Genomic DNA, 12,874 nt, shown 5'->3' with positions numbered 1-12,874 from the left:
CGGAACGCAAGGCATGTGCGGCATCTTCGGCTTCTGGGACCGCGCGCGGCGCGACGTCGCGCCCGACGTCCTGCGCGACATGGGGCAGCGCCTGCGGCATCGCGGGCCGGACGACAGCGGCGTGTGGCAGCCGCCGGGCCGCGGCGTGGCGCTGGGCAACATGCGCCTGTCGATCATCGACATCGCAGGGGGCCACCAGCCTTTCGTGTCGGACGACGGCGCCATCGCCGTCGTGCAGAACGGCGAAATCTTCAACCACGTGGAGCTCGCCGCCGAACTGCGCGCGCAGGGCGTGACGCTGAGGACGCATTCGGACACCGAGGTGATCCTGCGTCTGTACGAACGCGAGGGCATCGCGTGCATCCGCCGGCTCAACGGCATGTTCGCCATCGCCATCGACGACGCGCGCGAGGACGCCATGTACCTCGTGCGCGATCGCATCGGCGTGAAGCCACTCTACGTGCGCGACGACGGGACGCGGGTGCTGTTCGGCTCGGAGATCAAGGCGATCCTCGCCGCCGCGCCGTCGCCGGACGTGGACCTCGAAGCGATCCACCACTACCTGACGTTCAACTACATTCCCGCGCCGTGGACGGTGTGGCAGGGCGTCCGCCACGTCATGCCCGGCACGTGGGTGAAGTTCGGACGGGGTCCGGTGCCCGAGGTGCGGCGCTGGTGGGACCTGTCGACGCAGCGCGAGCAGGATGTCGCCTACGGCGCGTGGGCCGAGGAGTTCCTCTCCATCCTCGACGATGCGACGCGCATCCGCCTGCGCGCGGACGTTCCCTGGGGCGCGTTCCTCTCCGGCGGCGTCGACTCGTCGACCGTCGTGGCGCTGATGGCGAAGCACGTGGCACAGCCGGTGAAGACCTTCTGCATCGGCTTCGCCGACCCGCGCTTCGACGAATCGTCCTTCGCCGCCGAGGCCGCGAGGCGCTTCGGCTGCGACCATACGATGGAAGTCGCCGAGCTCAACATGCTCGACCGCTGGCCGCACGTGCTGCATCATCTCGACCAGCCGCACGGCGACGCCTCCTTCATGCCGACGCTGCGCGTGAGCGAGCTCGCGGCAAAGCACGTGAAGGTGGTGCTCACCGGCGACGGCGGCGACGAGCTGTTCGCGGGCTACGAGAAGTACGAGGCGTTCTTCGCGCGCCCCGGCGCCAATGCACTCGGCGACGCCGAATTCCAGCGGTCGTACTTCGATTCGATCTCGCTGTTCGCGCCGTCGGCGAAGCACGCGCTGTATCGCCCCGAGGTCGCCGCGCACCTCGCCGGCATCGACAGTTTCGCGGCCGCGGCCAAGCCCTGGTTCGACGAGGCCGCGCACTTCGACCGCGTCAACCAGGCGCTTTATCTCGACATGCAGCTGCTGCTGTCCGGCAACAACCTCGTGAAGCCGGACCGCATGGGCATGGCCGTGTCCATCGAGGCGCGCACGCCGTTTCTCGACTGGCGGATGATGGAATTCGCATTCCGCTCGCGCGGCGCGACCAAGCTGAGCGGCGCGGACAAGAAGCACTGGTACAAGAAGGCGGTGTCGCCCCTGATCGGCGACGACCTTGCGTACCGCAGGAAGCAGATGTTCACGGTGCCGGTGGGTGAGTGGTTCCGGCGCGAGAGCTTCGCCTGGCTGGCTTCGACGCTGCGCGACAGCGCGCTTCTCCAGCGCCTGTTTCGGCCGGACGCCATCGAGGGCATGCTCGCCGCGCATCGCGACGGCCATGCCAATCACACCCGCGAACTGCGCGCGCTCGCGGCACTGGCGCTGTGGGCCGCGCAGCATCCGGACGCATGAAGACGGTTCTCTTCGTCTGCTACGGCAGCGGCCATGTACGGATGGTGCTGCCCGTGGCGCGCGCGCTGCACGAGCAGCGGCGGGCGCGCGTGCAGATTCTTGCGCTCACCACGGCCGCGCCGGTGGTGCGCGTGGCCGGATTGCCGCTGCTGCAGTTCAAGGATTTCGTGCTGCCCGGCGATGTCGCCGCGCTTGCGCATGGCGAGCGGCTCGCGGCGTCGATGACCGACGTGGTGGATCGCGAGGAGACCGTCGCCTACCTTGGCCTCTCGTACGCCGACCTCGAAGCGGAGGTCGGCGCGGAAGAAGCGCGGCGACGCTACGAACGCGACGCGCGCCAGGCCTTCCTGCCGCGCGCCACCCTGCGGCGCATCCTCGAGCGCGTGAAGCCCGATCTCGTCGTCGCCACGAACTCCCCGCGGGCCGAACGTGCGGCCATCGAAAGTGCGCGCGAACTCGGCATCCCCTCGGTCTGCATCGTCGACCTGTTCGCCATCGACGAAGTGCGATGGATCGGGCGGCCGGGGTATGCGGACAAGGTGTGCGTGCTGAACGAGGACGTGAAGCGATTTCTCGTCGACGCCGGGCGGCGGCCTGGCGAGATCGAAGTGACCGGCAATCCGGCCTTCGACGGCCTGTTCGATCCCGCCGTGCGCGCGCAAGGCCATGCCCTGCGTGCAAGTCACGAGTGGACCGATCGCCGTGTGCTCCTCTGGGCCGAGCAGGTCGAACCCGCGCTGCATCCCTTCGATGGCCGCCCCGGCGACCCGACCCTGCCCGCTCGGGCGCTCGACGCGCTGATCGACTGGACCGAGCGCAACGCCGACGCGGTGCTGTGCATCCGGCCGCGCCCCGGCCAGGCGTTCCGGCTTCCGCGCGCCTCCGCCCGCATCCTCCTCACCGACCAGGACTGGCCGCTCGCACCGCTCCTGCACGCCACCGACTGCGTCGTCACGCTCACCTCCACCGTGGGTGTCGAAGGCCACCTCGCCGGCACGCGCGTGGTGCAGGTGCGTGGCTCCGTCTTCGACGAGGCGATGCCGCTCGCGCGCTTCGGCCTGGCCGACGCGGCGGTGCCCGTTGCGGAACTCCACACGGCCCTCGACACGGTGACGCGGCTCGGCCGCCGCCCGCTGGCACAATCCGAGAGTCCCGCGACGGGTCGCGTTCTTCCCGTCGTGCGCGCCTTTCTTTAATTCCTTGGTTTTCCGATGTCCCTGATCCCCGCTCCCCGGCCGGTCGACCTGGCGCCTTTCGACGCACCGCAGGCCACGGCCGGCGTGCGCTACGGCCTGCCGCGCTACGTCCATTTCTGCAAGCGCTGCGTCATCTCCAACCAGCGGCCCAACTCCGCGGTGGAGTACCAGCACACGAAGGACAGCAAGAAGGCCACGATCAACTTCGACGACGAGGGCATCTGTGACGCGTGCCGCTTCACCGAGCAAAAGCAGGCCGGCATCGACTGGAAGGCGCGGGAGGACCAGCTCGCGGCGCTGTGCGACCGGTTCCGCAGCAAGTCGGGTTACGACTGCCTCGTGCCCGGCTCGGGCGGCAAGGACAGTTTCTATGCCGCGCACATGCTCAAGACGCGCTTCGGCATGCATCCGCTCACCGTGACCTGGGCGCCGCACATCTACACAGAGTGGGGCTGGCGCAATTTCCAGTCGTGGCTGCATGCGGGCTTCGACAACGAGCTCACCACGCCGAACGGGCGCGTGCATCGCCTGCTCACGCGGCTCGCGGTGGAAAACCTCTTCCATCCATTCCAGGCCTTCATGTTCGGGCAGAAGTCCCTGGCGCCGAAGATGGCCATCCTGCACGACATTCCCTTCGTGATCTACGGCGAGAACGAAGCCGAGTACGGCAACCCCATCGGCGACACCACGACCGCGAAGCGCGACTGGTCGTATTTCACAGCGTCGGACAAATCGCAGATCTATCTGGGCGGAACGTCGATCCAGAGCCTCTACGACGATTTCGGCCTCGAGCCGCAGGACCTGCTGCCCTACCTGCCCGCGGACCCGGTCGACATCGAGAAGAAGAACATCGAGGTCCACTACCTCGGCTACTACCTCAGGTGGCATCCGCAGAGCTGCTACTACTACGCGGTGGAGCACGGCGGCTTCGAGGCCTCGCCAGAACGCACGCCCGGCACGTACAGCAAGTACAACAGCATCGACGACCGCATCGACGACTTCCATTACTACACGACGTTCACGAAGTTCGGCATCGGCCGCGCGACCTACGACGCGGCGCAGGAGATCCGCTCGGGCGACATCACGCGCGACGAAGGCGTGGCGCTGGTGCGGCGCTACGACGGCGAGTTCCCCGAGCGATTCGCCGACGAGGTGTTCCGCTACCTGAGCATTCCCGAGAAGGAATTCCCCAAGGCATCGAAGATGTTCGAGCAGCCGACCATGGATCGCGATTACTTCATGCGCCTGGCCGACACGTTCCGCTCGCCGCACCTCTGGCGGCGCGAGGGTGGCCAGTGGAAGCTGCGCAGCACGGTATGGGAAGAAGCGACCTGAGCGCCGCCGGGCCGCCCCAAGGCGCGAACGCCCCCTCGGGGGGCAGCGCAGTACACGAAGTGACAAGCGTGGGGGCTCATGTCGCAGGGCGGCATGTCCGCATCATCGCGCGGCTGGATATCAAGGGGCCGAACCTCATCAAGGGAATTCACCTCGAAGGGCTGCGCGTCGTCGGGGACCCCCACGAGCATGCGGTGCGCTACTACGCGGAGGGCGTCGACGAACTGCTCTTCATCGACATCGTCGCGAGCCTGTACCAGCGCAACAACCTCTCCGACATCATCAAGCGCGCGGCGGACCGCGTGTACGTGCCGATCACGGTGGGCGGCGGCATCCGCTCGCTCGCCGACGTCGCGACCATGATGATGTCCGGCGCCGACAAGGTCGCGATCAACACGGCGGCGCTTGCCCGTCCCGAACTGGTCACCGAAGTCGCCCGCCGCTACGGCTCGCAGTGCATGGTGCTGGGCGTCGAGGCGAAGCGCATCGCGCCCGGAAAGTGGGAGGCGTACACCGACAACGGCCGCGAACGCACGGGCAAGGACGTCGTGCAGTGGGTACGCGAAGCGGTGGACCGCGGCGCGGGCGAAGTGCTGCTGACGTCGGTGGACCAGGAGGGCACGCGCAAGGGTTTCGACGTGCCGCTCGTGCAGCAGGTGTGCGATGCGGTCAATGTGCCGGTGACGGCGAGCGGCGGCTTCGGCCGTGCGGAGGATCTCGCCGCGGTCGCGGCGACGGGCGTTTCCGCCATCGCGGTGGCGGATGCGCTGCACTGGAAGCGCATGACGCTCGCCGAGATCAAGTCGCACGCGGCGGCGGCGGGGCTCGACGTGCGGGGCGTGTCGTGAGCCGCCGCTGCGCCCCGCGGTGCACGGGTCCGCGGCGCAGGGCGCGCAGGAGCATCGAATGAGCGTTGCGGTCACGGTCCTCGACTACGGCATCGGCAACCTGCTCAACGTGCTGCGCGCGCTGGAGCACTGCGGCGCGTCGCCGACGGTGATCGACAAGGCGTCGGCGGGCGCCGCCGATGCGCCCCGGCTCGTGCTGCCCGGCGTCGGCGCATTCGGCGACGGCATGGCGGAGCTGAAGGCGCGGGGGTTGGACGAACTCGTGAAGCGCTTCGCGCAGACGGGGCGCCCGTTCCTCGGCATCTGCGTCGGGCTGCAGATGATGTTCGATGCGAGCGAGGAAATGGGCGAGCACCAAGGGTTGGGACTCTTGCGCGGCCGCGTGCGCGCCGTGCCCCCGACGGGCATGGACGGCGTGCCGCACCGCGTGCCGCACATCGGCTGGCGGCCGCTCGAGCCGGCTTCGCCGTGGCAGGGCACCGTGCTCGAAGACATACCGGCCGGCGAACGCGCTTACTTCGTCCATTCGTACGCAGCGGTGCCGGATGACGAGCGCGTGCGTCTCGCCGACGTGCATTACGACGGCCGCAGGCTGTGCGCCGCCGTGCATCGGGACAATCTGTACGGCTGCCAGTTCCATCCCGAGCGCAGCGGCGAAGCCGGCCTGCGCATGCTGCGGAAGTTCCTGGCCCTATGACCGCGCTTGCCGCACCGGCGCTCACCATCGCGACTGTCTGCGCGCGCGGCGGCAGCAAGGGTTTGCCCGGCAAGAACATCCGCCCGTTCGCCGGCAAGCCGCTGATCGTCCACACGATCGAGCAGGCGCTCGCCGCGCCGTCGATCCGGGGCGTGTACGTGTCGACGGACGACGACGAGATCGCGGCCGTCGCGCGCGCGGCCGGTGCGCAGGTTCCCTTCACGCGGCCGGCCGAACTCGCGAGCGACACGGCCGGCAAGCTGCCCGTCATCGAGCACCTCGTGCGCTTCCTCGAACTGCAAGGCAACGCCATCGCGTGCATCGTCGACCTGCAGCCGACTTCCCCGCTGCGCACGCCGGCCGACATCGAGGCGGCGCTGCGCGAGCGTCCCGACGCGGAGCTGGTCACCAGCGTGGCCGAAGCCGGCGACAACCCGTACTTCAACATGGTGGAGCGCGGCGCGGACGGCCTCGTGCGGCTGTGCCTCGGCGACGGCAGCCTGCGGCGGCAGGATGCGCCGCCGGTCTATGCGCTGAACGGCTCGATCTACGTGTGGCAGCGTGCGGCGCTCGCGCGCGCGGCGAAGCAGGGCCTGTGGAGCGTGCGCGTCGCGCCTTTCGTCATGCCGCGCTGGAAGTCCGCCGACATCGACCTGCTCGAGGATTTCGAGTACGCCGAGTGGCTGCATGCGCGGCACCGCGAGGAACTCGCCCATGGCTGAAAGGGTGTTCGTCATCGCCGAAGCCGGCGTGAACCACAACGGCGACATGGCGCTCGCCATGCGCCTGTGCGACGCCGCGAAGGACGCCGGCGCCGACGCGGTGAAGTTCCAGACCTTCCGTGCCGAGGATCTCGTGGTGCCCGGCGCGCCGACCGCCGGCTACCAGGCGCGGCAGACCGGCGAGCAGGACCAGTTCGCGATGCTGCGCAAGCTGGAACTCACGCAGGCGCAGCACATCGACTTGCGAGACCACTGCGCGCGCATCGGCATCGAGTTCTTCTCGACGCCGTTCTCGCTCGACGCGGTCGCGATGCTCGTCGCGCTCGGCGTGAAGCGGATGAAGATGCCCTCGGGCGAACTCACCCATCGCGCGCTGATCGAGGCCGCGGCGGCGACACGGCTTCCCCTGCTGTTGTCGACGGGCATGGCGAATCTCGACGAGGTGGGCGAAGCGCTGCGCTGGGTGCGTGCGGCGCGCGGGTCGCTCGACGATGTCTGCGTGATGCATTGCACCTCGGCCTATCCCGCGCCGGACGACACGCTCAACCTGCATGCGATGCAGACGCTCGCGCGCGAGTTCGGCGTGGCCGTCGGGTACTCGGATCACAGCCTCGGCATCGAGGCGTCGCTCGCCGCCGTCGCCCTGGGCGCGCGCGTCATCGAAAAGCACCTCACGCTCGACAACGCCTTGCCCGGCCCGGACCATGCCGCGTCGCTGGAGCCGGACGCGTTCGGCCGCATGGTGCAGGGCATCCGCCGCATCGAACCCATGCTGGGCGATGGTGTCAAGGCGCGCCGTCCCGAGGAAGAGGATACCGCGCGGGTCGCTCGGCGCAGCGTGGTGGCGGCGGTCGATATTCCCGCAGGCATGCGGGTGACGGAAACGATGATCGCGTGTCGCCGTCCCGCGACCGGGATCGCGCCGGCCGACATCGGCCGCGTCATCGGGAGCGTAACGCGCGAGGCGATCGCCGCGGGCACCGTTCTCCAGTGGTCGAATCTCGATCTTGGGTGAGGGCACCGTGAGGCACATCCTCTATCTCACCGGCACGCGCGCCGACTTCGGCCTGATGCAGCGCACGCTGACCGAAATCGCCCGCACCCCTGGCGTCGACCTGCAACTCGCCGTGACCGGCATGCACCTCAGCGACGCGCACGGCCGCACCGTCGACGAGGTGCGCGCAAGTGGCCTGCGCATCGCCGCCGAAATTCCGCTCGACATGGACACGCGCACCGGCGCGAGCATGGCGGCCGGCGTCGCGGACTGCCTGCGTGGCGTGACCGCGCTGCTCGAACGCGAGCGGCCCGACGCGCTGCTGCTGCTCGGCGACCGCGGCGAGATGCTCGCGGGCGCCATCGCGGCGCTGCACGTCGGCGTCCCCTGCGTCCACATCCACGGCGGCGAGCGCTCGGGCACGGTCGACGAGCCCGTGCGGCATGCGATCAGCAAGCTCGCGAGCTACCACTTCGCCGCCACCGACGACGCGCGCGACCGGCTCGTGCGCATGGGCGAGGACCCATCGCGCATCTTCGTGGTCGGCGCGCCCGGGCTCGACGGGCTGCGCGAACTCGGCGATGCGATGTCGCGCGACGCGCTTGCGAAGGCGACGGGCCTCGCGAGCGATTCGCCGTTCGTGCTCGCCGTCTTCCATCCGGTCGTGCAGCAGGCGGGCGAGGCGCATGCGCAGACCCGCGCGCTGCTCGCCGCACTGGCCGACATCGGCCTGCCGGTCCTGTGGACCGAGCCGAACGCCGACGCGGGCTCGATGGAGATCCTCCGCGCCCTCGACGAGACGCCGCTGCCCTCGGGCTCCGCGCGGGCGACGCACCTCGGTCGCCCCGTCTTCGCCGCCGCCATGCGCCATTGCGCGGCGATGGCGGGCAACTCGTCGGCCGGCATCATCGAAGCCGCGACCTTCGGCACGCCGGTGGTCAACATCGGCGACCGCCAGCGACTGCGCGAGCATGGCCTCAATGTGGTGGACGTCACGGGCGATACGCAGTCGATCGCACGGGCCTTGCACTCGCAACTCGGCCACGGCCGGTGGCCGTGTGAAAATCGCTGGGGCGACGGCCGCACGGCGCCGCGCATCGCGAACCTGCTCGCCTCGCTGCCGCTTGCCGCGTCGCTCACCGAAAAAGTCAACGCCTACTGACCGCGACCGGATACCCGCACGGATGCCCGCCACTTCGACTTCTCCTTCCACGCTCGTCATCCTCGGCGCCGGCGGCCACGGCCGCGTCGTCGCGGATGCGGCGCTCGCGCAGGGCCGGTGGCGGCGCGTGGTGGCGACCGATGCCGACCCCGCGCGCTGGCACGGCGAGCTGCTGCCGGGCGTGGCCCTGCTGCCGCTGGCGGAGGCCATGGCGCTCGACGGTGCGCAGATCCACATCGCCATCGGCCGCGCCGCAGCGCGGGTGAAGGAGTTCGCGGCCTTGCAGGCCCACGCCTTCGCGAGCGTCGTGCATCCCGCCGCCGCCGCTTCCGCGTTCGCGCAAGTCGGCCTGTGTACCTTCATCGCCGCCCAGGCGGTCGTCGCGCCGCAGGCACGCATCGGCCATTGCGTCATCGTGAACCACGGCGCCGTCGTCGACCATGATTGCGAGGTCGGCGACTTCGCGCATATCGCCCCGCAGGCCGCGCTGGGCGGCGGCGTCCGCGTCGGCGCGCGCGTGCTGGTCGGCTCGGGTGCGCGCATCCTGCCGGGTCTCGCCATCGCCGACGACGTCATCCTCGGCGCGGGCGCGGTCGTGACGCGGTCCATCGCCGAGCCCGGCACCTACGCGGGCCTGCCCGCCCGGAGAATCGCGTGACCGGGGTTTGCATCGACATCGACATGCGCCAATGGAGTATCGCGTGACCGCCGACGAATTCGCAGCCCTCCATGTCCCCGCGAGCTTCACGCTGCGCGAGGCGCTGGACCGCCTCGACCGCACGGCGCGCGGCGTGCTGCTCGTCGTGCATGCGGACGGCCGCCTGCGCCGCACGATCACCGACGGCGACCTGCGCCGCGCGGCGCTGGCGCATCTGCCCGAGACCGCGCGCCTCGACGAACTCCCCGAACATGCGCCGCTCACGGTCGGCGAGGACACGCCGCTTTCCCAGGCCGTCGCCCTCCTCGACAAGCACGGAATCGATCACCTGCCGGTCGTCGATGCGCAGGGCCGCCCCATCGACATCGTGTTGCGCCGCGAACTCTCGCAGCGCATCTGGCTGTCGCCGCCGCATCTCGGCGCGGAGGAAACTGCATTCGTCGACGAGGCCTTCCGCACGAACTGGATCGCGCCGCTCGGCCCGCACGTCGATGGCTTCGAGCGCGAAGTCGCGGACTACGTCGGCGTCGGCCATGCGGCGGCGCTCAGTTCGGGCACGGCAGCGATCCATCTCGCGCTGATCCTGCTCGGCGTGAAGCCGGGCGACACGGTGTTCTGTTCCTCGCTCACCTTCGTGGGCAGCTGCAATCCGATCCTGTACTGCGGCGCGCGGCCGGTCTTCATCGATTCGGAGCCGGGCAGCTGGAACATGTCGCCGCAGGCGCTCGAGCGCGCGCTGGAATGGGCGAAGCGCGAGAACCGCCTGCCGCGCTGCGTGATCCTCGTGAACCTGTACGGCCAGAGCGCCGACATGGACGTCCTGCTGCCGCTGTGCGAGCGTTACGGCGTGGCGGTGCTCGAGGATGCGGCGGAGTCGCTGGGCGCGTCGTATCGCGGCCGCAAGAGCGGCGCCTTCGGCCGCGTCGGCATTTTCTCGTTCAACGGCAACAAGATCATCACCACCTCCGGCGGCGGCATGCTGGTGGCGGACGATGGCGAGCTCGTCGCGCGCGCGCGTAAGCTGTCCACGCAGGCGCGCGACCCGGCCGCGCACTACGAGCACAGCGAGGTCGGCTTCAACTACCGCATGAGCAACGTGCTGGCCGGCATCGGCCGCGGCCAGCTGCGCGTGCTAGACGCGCGCGTCGCGCGCCGGCGCGAGCTGTTCGAGCTCTACCGCGACGCGCTCGCGGGGCTCGACGTGCAGTGGATGCCCGAGCCCGCCGGCAGCCGCTCGACGCGGTGGCTGACCTGCCTCACGCTGCCCGGGCCGAATGCCTCGGCGCGGCGGGACCGCGTGCTTCGCAGCCTCGAGCGCCATTCGATCGAGGCACGGCCGGTGTGGAAGCCCATGCACCTGCAGCCGCTTTTCGCGGGCGCACCGTATTTCGCGCACGACGAGGGCAAGGACGTGTGCGCCGCCCTCTTCGACGCCGGCATCTGCCTGCCTTCGGGGTCGAGCATGACGCAGGAGCAGGTGACCCGCGTGGTCGATTACCTCCAGCGTTCGCTCTCGCAGACGGAGCCCGCGGGTGCGCCTGCTTAGGAACACGTTCACGCTGCTCGCGGTCGACCTGCTGCTGGTCCTGGCGGCCTGGTGGCTCGCGTTCTGGCTGCGCTTCAACCTCGACCTGCCCGAGGAATACGTCGATCTCGCGCTCGCCTCCAGCCCGTGGTGCCTGCTCGGTTTCGGCGCGGGCCTGGTCGTCGCGCGCGTCTACCGGCATGTCTGGAGCTTCATCGGCCTGCCCGAATTGCGCCAGCTCGCCGCGGGTGTGCTGCTCGGCTCGCTGCTCACGGCGGCGGCGGTGCTCATGCTGCGCCTGCCGCAGTTTCCGCGCTCCGTGCTGCTGCTGCAGCCCGTGCTCGCGCTGCTGCTGCTCGGGGCGGTGCGCGCGACGTGGCGCACGCTGGCGGAGCGGCGCCTCGTCGTCGACGGCGGCAATGCGCTCGTCATCGTGGGGAATCTCCGCGATGCGGCCGATGCGATGCGGGCGCTGAAGGGCTCGCGCCAATGGCAGCCCGTCGGAATCGTGTCCCCGATCGCGACGGAGGTCGGGCGCGCCCTGCAGCACGTTCACGTGCTCGGCTCGGTGACGGAGCTTGCAAGCGTGTGCGAAGTGGCGAACGCGCGCGCCGCGCTGGTGGCGAGTCCGCCGGGCGCGAGCGAGCGCCGCGAGGCGCTGCTGCTCGCCGCCGATGCGGGCATCACGCTGCTCACGCTGCCGCGCGCCGACCAGTGGCTCAAGGCCGAGAGCACCGGGCCGCGCAAGATCGAGCTCGAAGACCTGCTGGGACGCGCGCCCGTGCAGCTCGACGTCGCGGGCCTCGCCGATTTGTTCTCCGGGCAGACGGCGCTGGTCACCGGCGCGGGGGGCTCGATCGGCTCCGAGCTGTGCCGCCAGATCGCGCGGCTGGGCGTCGCGCGCCTGGTCTGCGTCGACACGTCCGAGTACGCGATCTACGGATTGGAGCAGGAGCTGCGCGAGGCGCATCCGCAGATGCAGGGGCTTTACTACACGGCCAACGTGCGCGAGGCCGACCGCCTGCGCGCCATCTTCGCGAAGCATGCGCCGGCCGTGGTGTTCCATGCGGCCGCGTACAAGCACGTGCCCCTGATGGAGCAGGCCAACGAGATCGAGGCGCTGCGCACCAACGTGCTCGGCACGCTGAACGCGGCGCGCGCCGCGGGTGAGTGCGGGGCGAAGCGCTTCGTGATGATCTCCACCGACAAGGCGGTCAACCCGACGAACGTCATGGGCGCGACGAAGCGCCTCGCCGAGCTGCTGGTGCAGGCGGTCTGCGCGGAGCACCGGGGAACGCAGTACGTGTCGGTTCGCTTCGGCAACGTGCTGGGATCCAGCGGCTCGGTCGTGCCGCTCTTCGCCGCGCAGATCGCGCGCGGCGGGCCCGTGACGGTGACGCACCCGGACATCGTGCGCTATTTCATGACCATCCCCGAGGCCGCGCAACTCGTGCTGCAGGCCGGCCTGATGGGGACGTCCGGCCAGATCTTCGTGCTCGACATGGGCCAGCCCATGAAGATCGTCGAGCTCGCGCGCATGCTGATCCGCCTGTCGGGCCACACCGAGCAGGAGATCCCGATCACCTACAGCGGCCTGCGGCCGGGCGAGAAGCTCTACGAGGAACTGCTGGCCGACGACGAGACGACGCAGCCGACGCCGCATCCGAAGTTGCGGATCGCGAAGACGGCGGGAGTGTTGCCGCGGGTGGAGGATGTTCTGCGGTGGTTCGACGAGGTGGGTGCTGCGCCGTCGGGTGCGTCGGTGCGCGAATGGCTGCAGGCCCAAGTGCCGGAATATGCGGCGCGCCCCGAAACCTAGGAGTGTGGGCGGCAGAAGGGTAGCCCGCGCCCTTCTCCACAGATTCTGAAGCTGTGGCGTTGAATGCGGTGGCGCACCCCGGACCGGGACGGGGGCGGCCCCTTCCGCGAATGTCCCCCG

At 70.0% G+C, this 12,874-nt stretch carries 11 protein-coding genes; all 11 read left to right on the top strand.

The features are described 5' to 3' along the window. The first annotated feature begins 13 nt into the window (after positions 1–13). A complete protein-coding gene (asnB, locus tag AB7E83_RS20100) occupies positions 14–1,798 on the top strand; it encodes an asparagine synthase (glutamine-hydrolyzing) (RefSeq protein WP_428572577.1) in 1,785 nt (594 codons plus the stop codon). Then, positions 1,795–2,994 carry a UDP-glycosyltransferase gene (locus AB7E83_RS20095; protein ID WP_428572575.1) on the top strand — a complete coding sequence of 400 codons (1,200 nt, stop codon included), beginning with the start codon at positions 1,795–1,797 and terminating at the stop codon, positions 2,992–2,994. Before asnB ends, AB7E83_RS20095 begins: the two co-directional genes overlap by 4 nt. Before the next feature lie 15 nt (positions 2,995–3,009). Beyond that, positions 3,010–4,329, top strand: a complete 1,320-nt coding sequence (locus tag AB7E83_RS20090) for an N-acetyl sugar amidotransferase (RefSeq protein ID WP_428572574.1) — start codon at positions 3,010–3,012, stop codon at positions 4,327–4,329. A 68-nt stretch (positions 4,330–4,397) separates the two neighbouring features. Continuing rightward, the gene (gene hisF, locus AB7E83_RS20085) at positions 4,398–5,177 is read left to right on the top strand and encodes an imidazole glycerol phosphate synthase subunit HisF (RefSeq protein ID WP_428572573.1); all 780 of its coding nucleotides are present in this window, start codon (positions 4,398–4,400) and stop codon (positions 5,175–5,177) included. A 58-nt stretch (positions 5,178–5,235) separates the two neighbouring features. Then, on the top strand, positions 5,236–5,874 hold the full coding sequence (hisH, locus tag AB7E83_RS20080) for an imidazole glycerol phosphate synthase subunit HisH (RefSeq protein WP_428572571.1): 639 nt from the start codon (positions 5,236–5,238) through the stop codon (positions 5,872–5,874). Beyond that, a complete protein-coding gene (locus tag AB7E83_RS20075) occupies positions 5,871–6,596 on the top strand; it encodes an acylneuraminate cytidylyltransferase family protein (protein WP_428572570.1) in 726 nt (241 codons plus the stop codon). Before hisH ends, AB7E83_RS20075 begins: the two co-directional genes overlap by 4 nt. Beyond that, complete coding sequence (gene neuB / locus AB7E83_RS20070; RefSeq protein WP_428572569.1) at positions 6,589–7,611, top strand: N-acetylneuraminate synthase; 1,023 nt, start codon at positions 6,589–6,591, stop codon at positions 7,609–7,611. The genes AB7E83_RS20075 and neuB overlap by 8 nt, the downstream gene beginning before the upstream one ends. Positions 7,612–7,618: 7 nt before the next feature. Further along, positions 7,619–8,752 (top strand): UDP-N-acetylglucosamine 2-epimerase, encoded by a 1,134-nt coding sequence (gene neuC / locus AB7E83_RS20065; RefSeq protein ID WP_428572568.1) that lies wholly within the window; start codon positions 7,619–7,621, stop codon positions 8,750–8,752. Positions 8,753–8,774: 22 nt separating this feature from the next. After that, positions 8,775–9,410 (top strand): NeuD/PglB/VioB family sugar acetyltransferase, encoded by a 636-nt coding sequence (locus AB7E83_RS20060; RefSeq protein ID WP_428572567.1) that lies wholly within the window; start codon positions 8,775–8,777, stop codon positions 9,408–9,410. Positions 9,411–9,453: 43 nt separating this feature from the next. Then, positions 9,454–10,956, top strand: a complete 1,503-nt coding sequence (locus AB7E83_RS20055; protein WP_428572566.1) for an aminotransferase class I/II-fold pyridoxal phosphate-dependent enzyme — start codon at positions 9,454–9,456, stop codon at positions 10,954–10,956. Then, positions 10,943–12,754, top strand: coding sequence for an SDR family NAD(P)-dependent oxidoreductase (locus AB7E83_RS20050; RefSeq protein ID WP_428572565.1), 1,812 nt, complete (start codon positions 10,943–10,945; stop codon positions 12,752–12,754). The genes AB7E83_RS20055 and AB7E83_RS20050 overlap by 14 nt, the downstream gene beginning before the upstream one ends. Positions 12,755–12,874: the final 120 nt, after the last annotated feature.

It is taken from the genome of Ramlibacter sp., assembly GCF_050250995.1.
Lineage (GTDB): Bacteria > Pseudomonadota > Gammaproteobacteria > Burkholderiales > Burkholderiaceae_C > Ramlibacter.
This window is presented reverse-complemented; position numbering and strand designations above follow the sequence as displayed.

Excerpts from the sequence above, each read along its gene's own strand:
- asnB (WP_428572577.1), top strand. The coding sequence starts at position 14 with ATGTGCGGCATCTTCGGCTTCTGGGACCGCGCGCGGCGCGACGTCGCG.
- AB7E83_RS20095 (WP_428572575.1), top strand. The coding sequence starts at position 1,795 with ATGAAGACGGTTCTCTTCGTCTGCTACGGCAGCGGCCATGTACGGATG.
- AB7E83_RS20090 (WP_428572574.1), top strand. The coding sequence starts at position 3,010 with ATGTCCCTGATCCCCGCTCCCCGGCCGGTCGACCTGGCGCCTTTCGAC.
- hisH (WP_428572571.1), top strand. The coding sequence starts at position 5,236 with ATGAGCGTTGCGGTCACGGTCCTCGACTACGGCATCGGCAACCTGCTC.
- AB7E83_RS20075 (WP_428572570.1), top strand. The coding sequence starts at position 5,871 with ATGACCGCGCTTGCCGCACCGGCGCTCACCATCGCGACTGTCTGCGCG.
- neuB (WP_428572569.1), top strand. The coding sequence starts at position 6,589 with ATGGCTGAAAGGGTGTTCGTCATCGCCGAAGCCGGCGTGAACCACAAC.
- AB7E83_RS20060 (WP_428572567.1), top strand. The coding sequence starts at position 8,775 with ATGCCCGCCACTTCGACTTCTCCTTCCACGCTCGTCATCCTCGGCGCC.